The sequence below is a fragment of the Halomonas sp. GD1P12 genome (genome assembly GCF_025725645.1).
In the GTDB taxonomy this organism is placed as follows: domain Bacteria; phylum Pseudomonadota; class Gammaproteobacteria; order Pseudomonadales; family Halomonadaceae; genus Vreelandella.
The window spans coordinates 2,145,432-2,161,955 of sequence record NZ_CP107007.1 but is presented as its reverse complement, the minus strand read 5'-3'; the positions used below and the strand labels follow the sequence as shown (position 1 = coordinate 2,161,955).

At 63.4% G+C, this 16,524-nt stretch carries 14 protein-coding genes; 11 read left to right on the top strand and 3 right to left on the bottom strand.

Going from position 1 to position 16,524, the window contains the following annotated elements:
* Nucleotides 1-132 precede the first annotated feature (132 nt).
* On the top strand, nucleotides 133-1,326 hold the full coding sequence (locus OCT39_RS10110) for an ATP phosphoribosyltransferase regulatory subunit (RefSeq protein ID WP_263584343.1): 1,194 nt from the start codon (nucleotides 133-135) through the stop codon (nucleotides 1,324-1,326).
* Nucleotides 1,326-2,624: an adenylosuccinate synthase gene (locus OCT39_RS10105; protein ID WP_263584342.1), complete on the top strand. Its 1,299-nt coding sequence runs from the start codon at nucleotides 1,326-1,328 to the stop codon at nucleotides 2,622-2,624. The genes OCT39_RS10110 and OCT39_RS10105 overlap by 1 nt, the downstream gene beginning before the upstream one ends.
* A gap of 107 nt (nucleotides 2,625-2,731) precedes the next feature.
* Here the strand turns inward: OCT39_RS10105 and cobO are convergent, their stop codons facing one another.
* The gene (cobO, locus tag OCT39_RS10100; RefSeq protein ID WP_263584341.1) at nucleotides 2,732-3,331 is read right to left on the bottom strand and encodes a cob(I)yrinic acid a,c-diamide adenosyltransferase; all 600 of its coding nucleotides are present in this window, start codon (nucleotides 3,329-3,331) and stop codon (nucleotides 2,732-2,734) included.
* Between the two features lie 172 nt (nucleotides 3,332-3,503).
* On the opposite strand from cobO, the gene OCT39_RS10095 reads away from it, so the two are divergent.
* From OCT39_RS10095 to OCT39_RS10080, 4 genes are all read left to right on the top strand, one after another.
* On the top strand, nucleotides 3,504-3,989 hold the full coding sequence (locus OCT39_RS10095; RefSeq protein ID WP_263584340.1) for a YajQ family cyclic di-GMP-binding protein: 486 nt from the start codon (nucleotides 3,504-3,506) through the stop codon (nucleotides 3,987-3,989).
* 144 nt (nucleotides 3,990-4,133) lie between these two features.
* Nucleotides 4,134-6,764, top strand: coding sequence for an aminopeptidase N (gene pepN, locus OCT39_RS10090; RefSeq protein WP_263584339.1), 2,631 nt, complete (start codon nucleotides 4,134-4,136; stop codon nucleotides 6,762-6,764).
* A gap of 33 nt (nucleotides 6,765-6,797) precedes the next feature.
* The gene (gene yegS, locus OCT39_RS10085; RefSeq protein ID WP_263587326.1) at nucleotides 6,798-7,757 is read left to right on the top strand and encodes a lipid kinase YegS; all 960 of its coding nucleotides are present in this window, start codon (nucleotides 6,798-6,800) and stop codon (nucleotides 7,755-7,757) included.
* Nucleotides 7,758-7,817: 60 nt separating this feature from the next.
* On the top strand, nucleotides 7,818-9,206 hold the full coding sequence (locus OCT39_RS10080) for a hypothetical protein (RefSeq protein WP_263584338.1): 1,389 nt from the start codon (nucleotides 7,818-7,820) through the stop codon (nucleotides 9,204-9,206).
* Nucleotides 9,207-9,278: 72 nt separating this feature from the next.
* Here OCT39_RS10080 and OCT39_RS10075 read toward each other — a convergent pair whose 3' ends face one another.
* Nucleotides 9,279-9,482: a cold-shock protein gene (locus OCT39_RS10075; protein ID WP_252107491.1), complete on the bottom strand. Its 204-nt coding sequence runs from the start codon at nucleotides 9,480-9,482 to the stop codon at nucleotides 9,279-9,281.
* A gap of 130 nt (nucleotides 9,483-9,612) precedes the next feature.
* Between OCT39_RS10075 and OCT39_RS10070 the strand changes: the two genes are divergently transcribed.
* Nucleotides 9,613-10,281: a LysE family translocator gene (locus OCT39_RS10070; RefSeq protein WP_263584337.1), complete on the top strand. Its 669-nt coding sequence runs from the start codon at nucleotides 9,613-9,615 to the stop codon at nucleotides 10,279-10,281.
* A gap of 19 nt (nucleotides 10,282-10,300) precedes the next feature.
* Here the strand turns inward: OCT39_RS10070 and OCT39_RS10065 are convergent, their stop codons facing one another.
* Nucleotides 10,301-12,265, bottom strand: coding sequence for a transglycosylase SLT domain-containing protein (locus OCT39_RS10065; RefSeq protein WP_263584336.1), 1,965 nt, complete (start codon nucleotides 12,263-12,265; stop codon nucleotides 10,301-10,303).
* Between the two features lie 135 nt (nucleotides 12,266-12,400).
* Between OCT39_RS10065 and OCT39_RS10060 the strand changes: the two genes are divergently transcribed.
* The 4 genes from OCT39_RS10060 to sixA all read left to right on the top strand — a co-directional run bounded on the left by OCT39_RS10060 (nucleotide 12,401) and on the right by sixA (nucleotide 16,465).
* On the top strand, nucleotides 12,401-12,733 hold the full coding sequence (locus OCT39_RS10060) for a YkvA family protein (protein WP_263584335.1): 333 nt from the start codon (nucleotides 12,401-12,403) through the stop codon (nucleotides 12,731-12,733).
* A gap of 151 nt (nucleotides 12,734-12,884) precedes the next feature.
* Nucleotides 12,885-14,789 (top strand): molecular chaperone HtpG, encoded by a 1,905-nt coding sequence (htpG, locus tag OCT39_RS10055; protein ID WP_263584334.1) that lies wholly within the window; start codon nucleotides 12,885-12,887, stop codon nucleotides 14,787-14,789.
* 136 nt (nucleotides 14,790-14,925) lie between these two features.
* Nucleotides 14,926-15,996, top strand: coding sequence for an NAD(P)H-dependent glycerol-3-phosphate dehydrogenase (locus OCT39_RS10050; protein ID WP_263584333.1), 1,071 nt, complete (start codon nucleotides 14,926-14,928; stop codon nucleotides 15,994-15,996).
* Nucleotides 15,986-16,465 (top strand): phosphohistidine phosphatase SixA, encoded by a 480-nt coding sequence (sixA, locus tag OCT39_RS10045; protein WP_263584332.1) that lies wholly within the window; start codon nucleotides 15,986-15,988, stop codon nucleotides 16,463-16,465. The genes OCT39_RS10050 and sixA overlap by 11 nt, the downstream gene beginning before the upstream one ends.
* Nucleotides 16,466-16,524 lie beyond the last annotated feature (59 nt).

Here is a 16,524-nt window from a genome sequence, read left to right as displayed (position 1 = left end):
TAGACTTAATTGAACCGGGCGTTCGCCCGGTTTTTTTGTGGCCCTCGTTTGGCGCGGGTGCGTTTTTGGCCAGGGTGCCAACGACGATTTCATCGAGTCCCGGGGCCTTCATCGTCTTGCAGGATTGTTCACATGACCATCGCTGACCGCTGGCTGCTGCCCGACGGCATGGATGAGGTGCTACCGCCTCAGGCAAGCCGTATGGAAGAGCTGCGCCGTACGCTGCTGGATCTCTATTACGTCTGGGGCTACGACCAGGTGATGCCGCCGCCCGTCGAGTTTCTGGACTCGCTGCTGACCGGCACCGGCACCGAGCTCGATCTGCAAACCTTCAAACTGACCGACCAGCTGACCGGGCGCATGATGGGCGCCTCCGCCGACGTGACCCCGCAGGTCGCGCGCATGGACGCCCACTCACTCAAGCGTCAGGGGCCGGTGCGCCTTTGCTACTGCACCAACGTGCTACGCGCCAAGGCCGACCAGCATCAGGGCGGGCGCAGCCCGGTTCAGGTCGGCGTCGAGCTCTTCGGCCACGCCGGGCTCGAGGCGGATAGCGAGATCATCCGGCTGGCGCTGGCGAGTCTTTCCGCCGCCGGGGCGAGTGAGATCCACCTGGCACTGGGCCATATCGGCATCTTTCGCGCGCTGGTCGAGGCTGCTGCCCTCGACCGCGACCAGGAGAGCGCAATCTTCGACGCTCTGGCGCTCAAGTCCCCGGGCGAGCTTTCGCGTCAGGTGAGTGCTCATGTCAAGGACCCGGTGCTTTCCGACATGTTTTTGGCGCTGGGCGAGCTTCACGGCGACGCCACGATCCTGACCGATGCCCGCGAGCGCTTTGCCGGTGCCCCGGCGTCGGTCGCCGCCGCGCTCGATCAGCTCGAAGCGCTCAACCGGACGGTGCTTGCCCACTTCGATGTGGCGCTCTATTTCGATCTGGCGGAACTCAGGGGCTACCAGTACCATACCGGCATGATGTTTGCCGCCTACGTGCCCGGCTACGGCCACGCTCTGGCCAAGGGCGGGCGCTACGATGATACCGGCCGCGCCTTCGGCCGGGCCCGCCCGGCGACCGGCTTTTCGATGGATTTAAAGCAGCTGGCAACGCTTGCCTCGGCCGCGAAGGAGCCGGGGTTGATCTGGGCGCCGTCAACGGACGACGAGGCGCTACAAGCGACGATCGAGTCGCTTCGCCAGCAGGGCGAGCGGGTGATTCAAGCGCTGCCCGGGCAGCGCAGTGAACCGGCGGAGCACGATTGTGATCGCCGCCTCGAGTTTATCGACGGTCGTTGGCAGACAACGGCCCTGACACAAGAGACGAGTGCATAATGGGTAAGAATGTCGTAGTCCTGGGCACCCAGTGGGGTGACGAAGGCAAGGGTAAGATCGTGGACCTGCTGACCGAGTCGGCAGCGGCGGTCGTGCGCTTTCAGGGCGGCCACAACGCCGGCCATACGCTGGTCATCGACGGTGAAAAAACCGTCCTGCACCTGATTCCCTCCGGCGTGCTGCGCCCGGGCAAGACCTGCATCATCGGTAACGGCGTGGTGCTATCGCCGGAAGCGCTGATCAAGGAGATCCGCGAGCTCGAGGACAAGGGCGTGCCGGTGCGCGAGCGCCTGCGCCTGTCACCGGCATGCCCCTTGATCCTGCCCTACCACGTGCGCCTGGATCAGGCCCGCGAAAAGGCTCGGGGCGTGGCCAAGATCGGCACCACCGGCCGCGGCATCGGCCCGGCGTATGAGGACAAGGTGGCGCGTCGCGGCCTGCGTCTGGGCGACATGCTCCACCGCGAGCGTTTCGCCTCGAAACTCGGCGAAGTGCTCGATTACCACAACTTCGTGCTGGTGAACTACCACGGTGAAGCGCCGGTCGATTTCCAGGAAGTGCTCGACAGCGCCATGCAGATGGCCGACGAGCTGCGCCCGATGGTCGGCGACACCGTGAGCCAGGTCCACGATCTGCGCAAGGCCGGTGAGAACATCCTGTTCGAAGGCGCCCAGGGCTCGCTTCTGGACATCGACCACGGCACCTACCCGTACGTGACCAGCTCCAACACCACCGCCGGCGGCACCGCTACCGGCTCCGGCGTGGGGCCCTTGTATCTCGACTACGTGCTGGGCATCACCAAGGCTTACACCACCCGCGTTGGCTCCGGCCCGTTCCCGACCGAGCTTTTTGACGATCACGGCCGGCATCTTGCCGAGCGCGGCCACGAGTTCGGCGCCACCACCGGCCGGGCGCGCCGCTGCGGCTGGTTCGACGCCGTCGCGCTTCGCCACGCGGTGCAGATCAACTCCGTCTCCGGCATCTGCCTGACCAAGCTCGACGTGCTCGACGGGCTCGAGAACATCCGCGTCTGCGTGGGCTATCGCAGCAAGGATGGCGACGTGCTGGAAAATCCGGTCGATTCCGAAGGCTACGAAGCCGTCGAGCCGGTCTACTTCGATCTGCCGGGCTGGAAGGAGTCGACCCTCGGCGCCAAGAAGGTCGAGGATCTCCCGGCCAACGCTCGCGCTTATATCAGCTACCTGGAAGAGCAGGTGGGCACCAGCATCGACATCATCTCGACAGGCCCGGACCGTAACGAGACCATCGTGCTGCGTAATCCGTTCGATGAGCAGTAACGTCTAAAGCGACGCGCTGAGAAACGCGGGCCCGCCGGGCCCGCTCGAAAACGCCGCCGGCTTTCCGGCGGCGTTTTGCGTTTAGCCGATGAGTCCGACTCAAGGACTCAAAAATCGATGCCGCGGCGCGCTTTCAGGCCGTTGTTGAAGGCGTGGCGGGTTTCCTGCATCTCGGTGACGGTATCCGCCATGGCCACCAGCTCCCGGTGGGCGTTGCGCCCGGTGATGATCACGGTCTGCTCACGGGGGCGATTTTCGAGCGCCTTCTTGACCCGCCCGATCTCCAGATAGCCGAATTTAAGCATGTAGGTGATCTCGTCGAGCACGACGAGGTAGGTCTCGGGGTCGGCCAGCATTTTCTCGGCCTCTTCCCACACTTCAAGGCATGCCTGCGTGTCGGTGTCGCGGTTCTGGGTTTCCCAGGTGAAGCCGGTCGCCATGATGGCGACACGGAGGTTCGGGTCGTCCTCCAGCCGGTTGCGCTCGCCGCACTCCCAGAGCCCCTTGATGAACTGCACCACACCCACCTTGTAGCCGTAGCCCAGCGCCCGGGTCACCGTGCCCCAGGCGGCGGTGGTCTTGCCCTTGCCGTTACCGGTGTTGACCAGAATCAACCCCCGCTCCTCATCGGCGCTGGCCACTTTCTCATCCACGCGGGCCTTGAGTTTCTCCATCGACGCCTTGTGGCGGCTTTCGCGATCGCTCATGTTCGTTTCCTTCGATAGTCAGGCTCGCTCAGGGTAATGGATCGCGGCGGCGTTGGGTATGGCGGTCGCTGCGGCGGTAAGTGTATCGCGGCGAATGGATCACGACCGGCGTATCGCAACCGGCGTCTGGCTGCTCTAGAATGGCGGGCAACCTCTTGTTAAGGAACGCACCATGCCCTCATTTGATATCGTCTCCGAATTCGATCGCCACGAAGCGGCCAACGCGGTGGATCAGGCCAACCGCGAAGTGGGCTCGCGCTTCGACTTCAAGGGGGTCGACGCAAGCTTTGCCCTGGAAGGGGACAACGTGGCGCTGGAGGCCGAAGTGGATTTCCAGCTCAAGCAGATGCTCGACGTACTGCGCGCCCGCCTGATCGCTCGCGGCATCGATGCCCGCTGCATGGAAGAGAAAGACCCGGTGCTCTCCGGCGTCAAGGCGCGTCAGGAAGTGGCGCTCAAGCAGGGCCTGGACGCGGCGCAAACCAAGGATATCGTCAAGCGCATCAAGGCCAGTAAGCTCAAGGTGCAGGCGCAGATCCAGGGCGAAAAAGTGCGCGTCACCGGTAAAAAGCGCGACGACCTGCAGGCCGTCATGGCGCTGTTGCGTGGCGAAGAGGGCCCGGACCTGCCGCTTCAGTTCGACAACTTCCGCGACTAGCGCCCATGAGAGAGGGCTTGTAAGTCCCGACCCGTGCAATTGATTCGCGTCCGGGTCGACCGAGCCGCGCCAACACGAAAGCGCGTCTCGTCTATACTGGATGTTTCAAAAACAGCGATATGACCCAGCAAGGAGCTATGCAACATGTCCGATCCGCAGCCGGTTTATCTAAGCGACTACCAGCCGCCCGATTACAGCGTGACCCACACCGAGCTGACGTTCGATCTTGACCCTGCTGCTACCCGTGTCAAAGCCCGCCTTTTTATCGAGCGAAGCGCCACCGCCGCTGACAGCGCGCCGCTGGTGCTCGACGGTGAACACCTTAAACTGATGTCACTGTCGCTCGACGACCGCGTCCTTGCGCCTGACGACTACGCGCTGACTGACGAAACACTCACAATCGCTCAGGTGCCGGCGCGGTTTTGTCTTCAAAGCGAGGTCGAGATCGACCCGCAAAGCAATACCGCACTCGAAGGGCTCTACCAGTCCAGCGGCATGTACTGCACCCAGTGTGAAGCCCAGGGCTTTCGCCGAATTACCTTTTACCCGGACCGCCCGGACGTCATGGCCACGTTCAAGGTCACCGTCATCGGCGATGAAACCCGCGAGCCGGTACTGCTTGCCAACGGCAACCCGGTCGAGAAGGGCACTTGTGAAGGCGGGCGCCACTTCGCGGTGTGGGAAGATCCGCACCCCAAGCCAAGCTATCTGTTCGCGCTGGTCGCCGGCGACCTGCACAAGGTGAGCGACAGCTTCACCACCCTGAGCGGCCGTGAAGTGGCCCTCGAGATCTGGGTGGAAGAGGAGAACCTGAACAAGACCGAGCACGCGATGGCCTCCCTGAAGCGCGCCATGGCCTGGGACGAGCAGGCCTACGGGCGCGAGTACGACCTGGATCTGTTCATGATCGTGGCGGTGAACGATTTCAACATGGGCGCGATGGAGAACAAGGGGCTCAATATCTTCAACTCGGCGGCGGTGCTGACCCACCCGGACACCGCCACCGACGCAACCTTTCAAACCGTCGAAAGCATCGTCGCCCACGAGTATTTTCACAACTGGTCCGGCAACCGGGTCACCTGCCGCGACTGGTTTCAGCTCTCGCTCAAGGAGGGTTTCACCGTCTTTCGCGATCAGTGCTTCTCCGCGGACACCAACTCCGCGCCGGTCAAGCGCATTCAGGACGTGTCGTTTTTCCGCACCGCCCAGTTCGCCGAAGACGCCGGCCCCACCGCCCACCCGGTGCGCCCGGACCACTATATCGAGATCACCAACTTCTACACCCTGACGATCTACGAGAAGGGCGCGGAAGTAGTGCGCATGCTGTGTAACCTGATCGGTGAAGAGACGTTTCGCCAGGGCGCGGACCTCTACTTCGAGCGCTTTGACGGCCAGGCCGCCACCATCGAGGATTTCGTCGGCTGCATGGCCGAGGTCTCCGGCCAGGATCTTTCGCAGTTCATGCGCTGGTACGGCCAGGCGGGCACGCCGGAAATCGATGCCTTCGGCGAGTACGACTACGTTCACGGCGAGTACCACCTCACGCTTCGCCAGCGCACGCCGGCAACGCCTGGCCAGACCGACAAACAGCCGCTGCACATTCCGGTGCTGATGGGCCTGGTCGGCACCAAGTCCGGCCAGGATCTGACGCTGACTCTGAACGGTGAGTCGCTTGGCAAGCAGGGCGTGGTGCACTTGACCGAAAACGAGCAGACGTTCGTCTTCGAACACGTGGCCGAGGCGCCGGTGCCGTCGCTTTTACGCAACTTCTCCGCGCCGGTGACGCTGCACTACCCCTACTCCCGCGAGGATCTGGCATTTTTGCTGACCCACGACAGCGACGGCTTCAACCGTTGGGACGCCGGCCAGCGCCTGTCGATGCTGGCGCTGGACGACTTGATCGCCGCGCATCGAAACGGTGTCGAGAAGGTCATGGATACGCGGGTGGTCGAGGCGTTTCGCGCGCTGTTGACCGAGGAGCAAAACGACAAGGCGGTGCTGGCCGAGATGCTCACACTGCCTACCGAAGCCTATATCGCCGAGCAGCAGCGCATCGTCGATGTCGACGCCATCCATAACGCCCGCGAATTCATGCGCCAGTCGCTGGCGCTGGCGCTTCGCGACGAGTTCATCGCCACGTATGAAGCGAACACCCAGGACGAACCCTACGCGCCGACGCCGGAGCAGATCGCCACGCGCAGTCTGAAGAACGTCGCGCTTGCCTACCTGATGTCGATCGAGGACGAGAAGGGCGTCGCGCTCTGCCAGGCGCAGTTCGAGGCGGGGCTCAATATGACCGATGTGCGCCAGGCCCTGACGCTTTTGGTACACAGCGACCGCGACGATCTGGCGACCCCGGCACTCAAGGCGTTCGGCGAGCAGTGGGCGCACGATTCGCTGGTGATGGATCAGTGGTTCACGGTGCAAGTGACGCGCCCGCAGTCCGATGTGCTCGAGCGCGTGCGTTATTTGATGGACCACCCGGCGTTTTCGATCAAAAATCCCAACAAGGTGCGCGCGCTGATCGGCGCGTTTACCCAGAACCGGATCAACTTCCACCGTCTCGACGGCCAGGGGTACCGGCTTTTGGCCGACGTAGTCATCGAGCTCAACCGCCTGAATCCGGAAATCGCCGCGCGTTTGATCACGCCGCTGACGCGCTGGCAGCGTTTCGATGAGCCACGCAAGGTGCTGATGCGCGACGAGCTCAAACGAATCAGCAGGGAGCCGCTCTCCTCCAACGTGTTCGAAGTGGTGGAGAAGGCACTGGCCTGAAAGGGCGAACCAACCATGGAAAGGAAACCGCCGGTGACAGACTCGCAAAAGCGTTACTTACTGATCGTGAACGGTAAATCCTCGGGTGATCCGATGCTTCGCGAGGCGGTCCTGGCCGAGCGGAAGGCGGGAAAAGAGATCACGGTGCGCGCGACCTGGGAAGGCGGTGACGCCGCCGAGTTCGCCGAAAAAGCCGTCGATGACGGTATGACTCACGTGATCGCCGCCGGCGGCGACGGTACGGTCAACGAGGTGGTCAACGGGCTGATGCGCGTGGCTCACGACCGTCGCCCGGCGCTGGGCATCGTGCCGATGGGCAGCGCCAACGACTTCGCCACCTCCGTCGGGCTGCCGTTGGAACCGGGGCCGGCGCTGTCGGCGGCGCTCTCTTTTGAGGGGGCACCGATCGACGTGGTGCGCATGACCGCCGGGCAGGGCAGCGAGGCGGACGTTAGCTACTATATCAACATGACCACCGGCGGCTTCGGCGCCGAAATCACCTCCACCACGCCCAAGATGCTCAAGCGCATGCTGGGAGGCGGGGCCTACTCGCTGATGGGGGCGCTCAAAGCCTGGCGCCACCAGAGCTATCGCGGCACGCTGCACTGGCAGGAGCACGAGCAGAGCGAGTCGCTTTTGCTGTTGGCGCTGGGTAACGGCCGCCAGTCCGGCGGTGGCCAGGTGTTGGCCCCGCGTGCCAGACTTGATGACGGCCGCCTCGACGTGCTGCTGGTCAAGGATTTTTCATCGGTATGGGAGCTGCCCACGCTGATCGGCGAGCTGCAGAATTTTCCCGCCGAGGGGCGCTACGTACGCTACTTTACCGCGACGAAGCTCACGGTCACGACCAAAGCCGACGATGCGCCCTGGCCCTTGACCCTGGATGGCGAGGCCCGTCATCACGAACGCTTTAGTGTCGAGGTCGTGCCGCTGGCGCTCAGCGTTTTGTTACCCGAGGGCTGCACGCTGCTGTCCGCCAATGATCATCCCTGATAACCCATATTGAGCCATCAATAGCGCCATTACACATGGCCACCAAAGGAGAGTCGCCCGATGGTAAATCGCTTGTGGATTCCGCTGCTGGCAAGTCTGGCGCTCGTGCTGAGCGCCTGCGGTGATAGCCAGGAAGAGCCGACCGTCGAGCCGGAATCGACGGACAGTGCCGTCTCCGATGATGAGGTCATCGACAACGAAGAGGCCCCCTTGGCCGCCGAGAACGCCGCCGACATGCCCGATGCCGGTGAAATGGAGGACGACGTCGAAGCGCGCCAGGCCGCTGAGGAGCTCGAACAGGCCGAGGCGCTCGACGCTGAAGGCGCCGAGTCGACGGTCGGCGAAGAGGTGCAGGCCGGTGAAGATACCCTGGCTGCCGACCCGGAAGAGGCGCTCGATGAAGAGAGCGCCATGCCAGGTGAAACCACCCGCTCCGATGTCGATGAAGTGATCGCCGAAACCGAGCGCCGCTTCGAGGAGGCGCAGCGCCAGCTCGAGCAGCAGTTCCAGGAGGTCGAGAACCAGACGCCGGAACTCGACCCCGCGGAGAGTGAAAGCTTCTCCAGCGACTGGGAAGTCGAAAGTAGCCTGCCCGAAAGCGAGCGCCAGAACGAGAACCTGGACGCGACGGATGTCGATGCCCTGATCGAGGATACCGAGCGGCGCTTCGAAGAGGCGCAGCAGCGTCTGAACGAGCAGTTCCAGGAGATGGAGCGCGAGCGTAGCACCGGCGCAACGAACGCCGCGGCGCTGGGCACAAGCGCCCACCAGCCCGGCAGCGGAAGCTCGATGCTCAGTACCGCCGCGATCGCCGGCGCCGCGGCGGTAGCCACCGCGCTCATCGCCAACCGTGGCGGCAACGATAACGATGACGAAGACCGATCCGCCGCGCAACAAAGCGCTGCTCAGAGCGACGTTTCCGAGCAGAGTGTTGATCCGTCATCCAGCGCCTCGATGAGCGATAGCGCAGGGAGCACCAACGCCGACGCCGCGTCTTCGAGCGAGACGGCAAGCGGTGCCGCTCAGCCCGGGCCAGCCGCTACCCCCCAGGAAGCGACGGCGGCCCCGGGCGGCGATACCAGCGCCGGCGATGAGCAGGGTGCTTCCGCTTCGCCCGGCGACGATACGGCGCAAGCGCCTGCCAATGACGACGGTACCGAGGCGTCGCAAAACGCAACCGCGGCCGAGACTGAAGAAGCCGCCGCCGCGCCGGGTGGCGAAAGCGTAGAGGAGGCTGACGCAGCGAGCGACGACGCTTCGATCGATCAGCGCGCCAATGACGAGAGCGACAATGGCTCGAGTGCGGCTACAGAGGAGCCCGGCGCGCTGGAATCAAACGGAACCGGCGAAGTAGAAGGTGAAGAAGTAAACGACGCCGACGCTGAAAATGACGAGGCGCCGCTCGACGAGCAGGAGCGCGATCTCGATGAGCTGAACGCCGCGCAGTGACCCGGCGGCACTTTAGTCGATGTTCAGGCAATAAAAAGGCCCGCCAGGCGGGCCTTTATCTTCGCGCGCCGATCAGGAAACGCGAATGTTAGAAGCCTGAAGGCCTTTCTTGCCTTGCGTGACTTCAAAAGTGACTTTTTGACCGTCCTGCAGGGTCTTGAAGCCTTCAGCCTGAATTTCTGAGAAGTGCGCAAAAAGGTCGTCGCCGCCGTCATCCGGAGAGATGAAGCCATAACCTTTCGTGTCGTTGAACCACTTGACGGTACCAGTTGCCATCTTTCGTTTCCTTAACGAGCTTTTAATAATAGATAGGCGCTTTTAGCGCCTACAAAATCACTTTAGAAGTAAAAAAAGGGGTCGTCCAGTGACGACGTCAGGATTCTTTTAACGCAAAGAGCGCCGCTTTATGAGCCCTATTACGCTGGTAGATGCCCAGTTCATTCCCTTTCTGATCGCGATCACGCTGCTCTCGATCACCCCCGGCGTGGACACGCTGCTGGTGATTCGCAATACCGCTCGCGGCGGCGTGCGCGACGGCGTCGTCACCAGCCTTGCGATCTGCTGCGGGCTGTTCGTGCACGCCACGATTTCCGCGCTGGGTATCTCGCTCATTCTGTTGCAGTCCGCGATGGCGTTCAATCTGCTCAAGCTCGCCGGGGCTGGATATCTGGTGTGGCTGGGCATCACCAGCCTGCTGGCCGCCAGGCGCGGCGTGGCGTTGCCCGTCGGCGCGCTCGACCAGCCGCACTCGCCGCTGCACTCGCCGGTGCCGCTGTGGAGGCCGATTCGCGAAGGGCTCTTGTCCAACGTGCTCAACCCCAAAACGGTGGTGTTCTACATGGCGTTTTTACCGCAGTTCATCGCCCCCACCGAGCCCGTGCTTTTGAAGTCGCTGTGGCTCGCCGGCGTGCATTTCGTGATTGCCAACGTCTGGCAAATTGGCGTGGTGCTGCTGGTGGGAAGTGCCGGGCGATGGCTGGCCAGCGCTCGCTTTGCGCGAGTGCTCAACGCCACGACTGGCGCGGTGCTGGTGCTCTTCGGCCTGCGCCTGGCGCTCGAGCAGCGCCCGGTCTAGCCGGGCGCTGAGGGTGTGGCTAGCGAAGCGTGAGCAGGGCGCGGTCGTAGCGACTCTGCTGCTCGTTATCGCTCAAGAGCGTCACGCCCTGGCTGTCGCCGCCCCGGGCCAGGCTTTCGAAGATCACCCGATAGCTCAGCACCGCCTGGACGTAGTCGCGGGTTTCGCGAAACGGAATGCTCTCAACGAACAGGTCGAACGACTCCATGCCGCTGCCCAGCCACTGGTCGACCCGGCCGGGGCCGGCGTTGTAGGCTGCCGTGGCCGCCAGGCGGTTGCCGCGGTAGCGGTCGAGCTTTTCACGAATATAGGTACTGCCCAGGCGGATGTTGAGCTCCGGGTCGAGCACCCCGTAAGGCCCCGGGTCGGCCAGGCCCAGCTGGCGGGCCACCTGGGCGGCGGTGCCCGGCATCAGCTGCATCAAGCCGCGGGCACCGGCGGGCGAGAGCGCCACCGGATTGTAGGCGCTTTCGCGACGGGTAATCGCCATTAAAAGGTAAGGGTCGACCCCGGTCTGATTGCCCCAGCGCATGAAACTTTCACGGTAGGCCGGCGGGAAGCGCCACTCCAGCGCATCCCACATCTCGCCGGCGATGGTGGTTTGCACCAGCCGCGCGTACCACTGACGCTGGGCGGCGTAGTCTGCCAGCGCCCGGGCCTCCAGCGGGGGCAAGGTGCGCGCGGCGTAAAGCCACTCGCTGTTGGCCAGGCCGTCTTCACCGATACGCAGCAGTGCCTCGGTGCGCTGCACCACCGGAAGGTTTGCGGTGCGCTCGCGCGACACCTCGTCGAAGTAGCTGACCTCGTTGTTCAACCGGTAGGGAATGCCGAGCTTCTCCGCGGCGGCGAAGCCGTAAAAACTGCGGTCCAGCGCTGCCTCGCGATAGCGCGCCTCGGCGGCGTCCCGGTTACCCAACTGCTCGTTGGCCCGAGCCAGCCAGTACTGCCAGCGGCTGCTCTCCTGCTGGGTCGGCGGCATCTGGGCGATCCAGCGCATGACGTCCTGCCACTGGCGATCTTCGAGCGCGCGGCGCACGCGGAGCTCGAGCACTCGCTCGCTGCCAAGCGAAGGCAGCACGCTGTCCACCCAGCCAAGCGCGCCGGGTACGCTTCGAACCAGCGCATAAAAGGCGAGTTCTTCCTCGATGACGCGCTGCGCGTCGCTATCGAGCGCCAGCCGGGGCGACAGGCTCTGCCAGGCGCTCAGCGCGGCGGGCGTGTTTTCCTGGGTGTAGCGCTGCATGCCGGCCTGATAGAACGCCGCGCTTGCCGCGCACTGTGGGCCCAAACACGCCGGCGCCTGGGCAATCATCGAGGCGCTGCGGTGGGTGGCCTCCACGGTGTCGATGGCGCTTTGCCACTGCCCGCCCAGCAGGCCGTTAAGGTAGTTCGAAAGTCCGATGTCACCGGCCTGCCAGGCCAGCATCTTGCGTTCCCACACCGCGCGGTCATCGATCGTACCGTCGGCGCGCAGGCGATTGAAGAGCGTGTCGCAGGCGTTGGGCTGGGAGCTGCCGGTGCGCCAGAGATCGAGCCCTGCGGCGCGCGCCTCCAAAGGCGCCCGGTCCAGCAGTGCCGTGTAGTAGTAGCATTGGCGGGCGGTGCCGTCCGGCACGCCGTCGGCGATAGCCAACAGGTCGTTGTAACGCCCGGCGTAGCCGTAATTGGCGATTGCTTGGCCGCGCATCCACTCGGAAAGTGGCGAATCGCTGTAGCGCTGGAGAAAGTCCTGAACCTCGCCGGAAGAGACGTTGGGAAGACGCCCGCGCAGGCGATGATACTCGACGTAGCCTTCGAGCACGTGGCCGGCGATGGCGCGCTCGTCGACGCGCTGCCACTGCTGGTCGCGGGCAGCGTTGAGTGCCGCGCTCATTTGGGCGTCCGTTGCCGCCAGGCTCGGCGTGGCAACTCCCTGGGCGGCTAAACCGACGAGCGCGGCGACGCCCAGCGCTTTAAGGCGAAAACGTAATCGCAAAACCGGCATGGCTTCCTCTCTTTAAACGGGTGGCGCTGACTGCTGGGGTATTGAGCGTCTATAGTGGACCATAACGGCGCCGCTTGCCCCTACAATTGGGGGACTTGACGCGTTGACCTGCATTTTTCACAAGGACGAATACTCATGGCACGATGGATGAAAGGGTGGTGGCTTGGGCGCTTGAAAGGCCGTGTTGGGGCGTTCAAGCGTATCGCGCGGGCGTTGAAACTGTTTTTCCCCATGACGCGCGATGTCGTGAGCGGCCGCTACCGTCCGGTGCCCTGGTCGGCGTTTGGCATGATGGCGCTGGCGCTTGGCTATCTGATCATGCCCTTCGATTTGATTCCGGACTTTCTCTTTCTCATCGGCGTCGTCGATGACGCGCTGATCATTGGCTGGCTTCTGGATCGCATCGACCGGCGTTTGATTGGCTATCGGGCGTGGAAGTACGGCGACCCGGAACCGCTGGACACCTGATCCTTGAACCTGAGCCTTGAACCCCGGGCCCTTGCTCGGTATCACCGTGTTCTTGAAATCATTCGGCCTGGCCCCATATTGACGTTCACACGAACGTTTCGCGCTAAAAAAGCGCATTGGTAACGCAGCAATAGGCAATTGAGGGCTACGCATGAGCACGGCAACCCACGAAGAAACGCTTGGTTTTCAAACGGAAGTCAAACAGCTTCTGAACCTGATGATCAACTCCCTGTACTCCAACCGGGAGATCTTTCTCCGCGAGCTGATCTCCAACGCTGCGGATGCCTGCGACAAGCTTCGCTACGCCGCGCTCGATAGCGACGCGCTGTACGAAGGCGACAGCGACCTGCGTATCGAAATCGAGCACGATGCCGCCGCCAACACCGTGACGCTGCGCGACAACGGCATCGGTATGAACCGCGACGACGTGATTTCCAATTTGGGCACCATCGCGCGCTCCGGTACCGCCGAGTTCATGCAACAGCTCACCGGCGAGCAGCAAAAGGACGCCAAGCTGATCGGCCAGTTCGGTGTCGGTTTCTACTCCGGTTTCATCGTCGCCGATGAAGTGGTCGTGCGCACTCGCAAGGCGGGCAGCGAGAAAGGTGAAGGCGTGGAATGGCGCTCGAAGGGCGAGGGCGAGTTCAGCGTCGCCGACCTCGAGCTCGATTTTCACGGCACCGAAATTACCCTGCACCTCAAGGACGATGCCAAGGAGTACGCCGACGACTACCGCTTGAAAGGGCTGGTGCGCAAGTACTCGGATCATATCGAAGTGCCGGTGCGTATGCCGAAGGTCGAAACTGCAAAGGACGATGACGGCAACGAGATCGAAGGTAGCGAAGTCACGACCTGGGAGACCATCAACGAAGCCACCGCGCTTTGGGTGCGTCCGAAATCCGAGGTGAGCGACGACGAGTACAAGGCGTTCTACAAGCACGTCGCCCATGATTTCAGCGACCCCTTGACCTGGAGCCACAACAAGGTCGAAGGCAAGCTCGAGTACACCAGTCTTCTGTATGTGCCCGGCCGCGCGCCGTTCGACATGTTCGAGCGCGACGGTGCCCGCGGCGTGAAGCTTTACGTACAGCGCGTGTTCATCATGGACGACGCCGAGCAGTTTTTGCCGCTCTACCTGCGCTTCATCAAGGGGGTGCTGGATACTCGCGATTTGTCGCTCAACGTGTCGCGTGAAATTCTTCAGCAGGACCCGAAGGTCGAAAAGATCAAGGGCGCACTCACCAAGCGCGCGCTGGACATGCTCAAGAAGCTCTCGAAAGACAGCGAGCAGTACCAGACGTTCTGGAACACCTTTGGCAGCGTGCTGAAGGAAGGCCCGGGCGAAGATCCCTCCAACCGCGAAAACATTGCCGGTCTTCTGCGCTTCGCTTCGACGCATACCGATACCGCCGCTCAGGATCAGTCGCTGGCCGGCTACATCGAGCGCATGAAGGAAGGTCAGCAGAAAATCTACTACGTGGTCGCGGACAGCTTCAACGCAGCGAAGAACAGCCCGCACCTCGAAATCTTCCGCAAGAAAGGCATCGAAGTCCTGCTGCTGTCGGATCGCATCGACGAGTGGCTGATGAGCCATCTGACCGAGTTCGACGGCAAGTCGTTTGCGGACGTGGCCAAGGGCGAGCTCGACCTTGGCGATGTGGAAGACGAAGAGGAGAAGAAGGCCCAGGAAGAGACCGCCAAATCGAAGGAGACGCTGGTCAAGCGAGTGAAAGAGGCGCTGGCCGAGGGCGTTCAGGAAGTGAAGATCACCCATCGCCTGACCGACTCCCCGGCCTGCGTGGTGCTGCCCGAGCACGAAATGGGCTACCAGATGCGCCGCATCATGGAGGCCGCCGGCCAGCCGATGCCCGAGGTGAAGCCGATTCTCGAGCTCAACCCGGATCACGCTCTGGTGGCGCGCCTGGAAGGCGCCGAGGGCGAGCAGTTCACCCAGCTGGCCCACATCCTGCTCGACCAGGCCATCATCGCCGAAGGTGGCCATCTCGACGACCCGGCCGCCTACGTCAAGCGGTTGAATAGCGTTCTTACCGCCTGATCAGCGTTTAAGCAATGCGGCCCGCCTTTTGGCGGGCCGTTTTTTTTAGCGCTAGAAAACAGGCCGTTATCCAGCGTCCTGGTCAAAGCGATAAGTGATAAAGTAGCTGCATCGCCCGAAAGAGTAGGATGACGTCATGGCTTTGGAGCAGATCAAGGTTGCGGTGCTCGGCGGCGGAAGCTTCGGCACTGCGCTTGCCAGTATCGCCGCCGATAACGGCGCCCAGGTGTGCCAGTGGATGCGCGACGAGGCGCTGGTCGAGCAGATCAACACCGAGCACCGAAACGGGCGCTACCTGCCCGACTACGCAATCAACGAGGCGGTCATCGCCTCGACCAACATCCGCGAAACCGTCGAGGGCGCGGCGCTGGTGCTCGTCGCCATTCCCTCCAGCGCCTTTCGAGACGTCGTGCGTCAGGCCAAACGGTGGCTTACAAAAGAGCAAATTCTCGTCAGCACCACCAAGGGCATCGAGCAGGACAGCTTTTTGCTGATGAGTCAGGTGCTGGAAGAGGAGACGGGTTTTCCCCATATCGGGGTGATCGCCGGCCCCAACCTTGCCTCGGAAATCGCCGACAAGCAGCTGACCGCCACCGTGGTGGCAAGCCAGGACCCGCTGACTCGCACCCGTGTGCAGCAGGCGCTGGGCTGTGGCTACTTTCGCGTTTACGCCAGCAACGACCGCCACGGCGTGGAGCTCGGCGGGGCGCTCAAGAATATTTACGCCATCTCCGCTGGCATGGCCGCCGCGCTTGGCATGGGCGAGAACACCCGCAGCATGCTGATGACCCGGGCGCTGGCGGAAATGGGCCGCTTCGCCGTCGCCCAGGGGGCGAACCCGATGACCTTTCTGGGCCTGGCCGGGGTGGGCGATCTGATCGTGACCTGCTCGTCGAAGCTTTCGCGCAACTATCGCGTGGGCTTTGCCATGGGCGAAGGGCGTACGCTCCAGGAGGCCATCGACGCGCTGGGCCAGGTGGCGGAAGGCGTCAATACGGTCAGGCTCGTGCGCGACAAGGCGCGGGAGATGAACGTCTACATGCCGCTTGCCGAAGGGCTCAACCGGGTGCTGTTCGAAGGCGTGGCGCCCAAGGAGATGGCCGGCATGCTGATGATGAACGAGCACAGCAGCGACGTGGAGTTCGTGTTGCCCCGAGAGGCCGTCCATCGGGCGCACAGCGAAACGGGAGGCGCCCATGGCAAGTGATGCTCGCCTTTTGATCATGCGCCACGGCGAAGCAGGGCCTGGGCAGGTCGACCATGCGCGCACGCTGACCGCCCAGGGCGAGTACGAGGCGGCGCGCATGGCCGGCTGGCTTGCGGCTCAGGACGATTTGGGGGCGGTCAGGCTCTGCGCGAGCCCCTATCGGCGCGCTCAGCAAACCGCCGCCGCGGTGAGCGATGCGCTCGGCGTGCCGGTCGAAACGCTATCGAACATCACGCCGGACGATGCGCCGCGGGCGGTGAGCGATTGGCTCCTGGCGCAGCCGGAAGGCGAGACGATCATGCTCGTGAGCCACATGCCGCTGGTCGGCGCGCTGTGTGGCTATCTGGTCGAGGGGCGCGAAACCCGTGGCCCCGCCTTTGCTACCGGCGCCCTCGCCGAGCTCACGGCGCCGGTATGGGCGGCCGGGGTGGCCCGGCTCGTGCGCTTTATTGAGCCCGGTCAGCTTTAGCAGGGCCGAGCGTCAGATACCCAAACGGCGGCCCGAAGGCCGCCGTTTTGGCGTTAAGC

Excerpts from the sequence above, each read along its gene's own strand:
- OCT39_RS10110 (WP_263584343.1), top strand. The coding sequence starts at position 133 with ATGACCATCGCTGACCGCTGGCTGCTGCCCGACGGCATGGATGAGGTG.
- OCT39_RS10105 (WP_263584342.1), top strand. The coding sequence starts at position 1,326 with ATGGGTAAGAATGTCGTAGTCCTGGGCACCCAGTGGGGTGACGAAGGC.
- cobO (WP_263584341.1), bottom strand. The coding sequence starts at position 3,331 with ATGAGCGATCGCGAAAGCCGCCACAAGGCGTCGATGGAGAAACTCAAG.
- OCT39_RS10095 (WP_263584340.1), top strand. The coding sequence starts at position 3,504 with ATGCCCTCATTTGATATCGTCTCCGAATTCGATCGCCACGAAGCGGCC.
- pepN (WP_263584339.1), top strand. The coding sequence starts at position 4,134 with ATGTCCGATCCGCAGCCGGTTTATCTAAGCGACTACCAGCCGCCCGAT.
- OCT39_RS10080 (WP_263584338.1), top strand. The coding sequence starts at position 7,818 with ATGGTAAATCGCTTGTGGATTCCGCTGCTGGCAAGTCTGGCGCTCGTG.
- OCT39_RS10075 (WP_252107491.1), bottom strand. The coding sequence starts at position 9,482 with ATGGCAACTGGTACCGTCAAGTGGTTCAACGACACGAAAGGTTATGGC.
- OCT39_RS10070 (WP_263584337.1), top strand. The coding sequence starts at position 9,613 with ATGAGCCCTATTACGCTGGTAGATGCCCAGTTCATTCCCTTTCTGATC.
- OCT39_RS10065 (WP_263584336.1), bottom strand. The coding sequence starts at position 12,265 with ATGCCGGTTTTGCGATTACGTTTTCGCCTTAAAGCGCTGGGCGTCGCC.
- OCT39_RS10060 (WP_263584335.1), top strand. The coding sequence starts at position 12,401 with ATGGCACGATGGATGAAAGGGTGGTGGCTTGGGCGCTTGAAAGGCCGT.
- htpG (WP_263584334.1), top strand. The coding sequence starts at position 12,885 with ATGAGCACGGCAACCCACGAAGAAACGCTTGGTTTTCAAACGGAAGTC.
- OCT39_RS10050 (WP_263584333.1), top strand. The coding sequence starts at position 14,926 with ATGGCTTTGGAGCAGATCAAGGTTGCGGTGCTCGGCGGCGGAAGCTTC.
- sixA (WP_263584332.1), top strand. The coding sequence starts at position 15,986 with ATGGCAAGTGATGCTCGCCTTTTGATCATGCGCCACGGCGAAGCAGGG.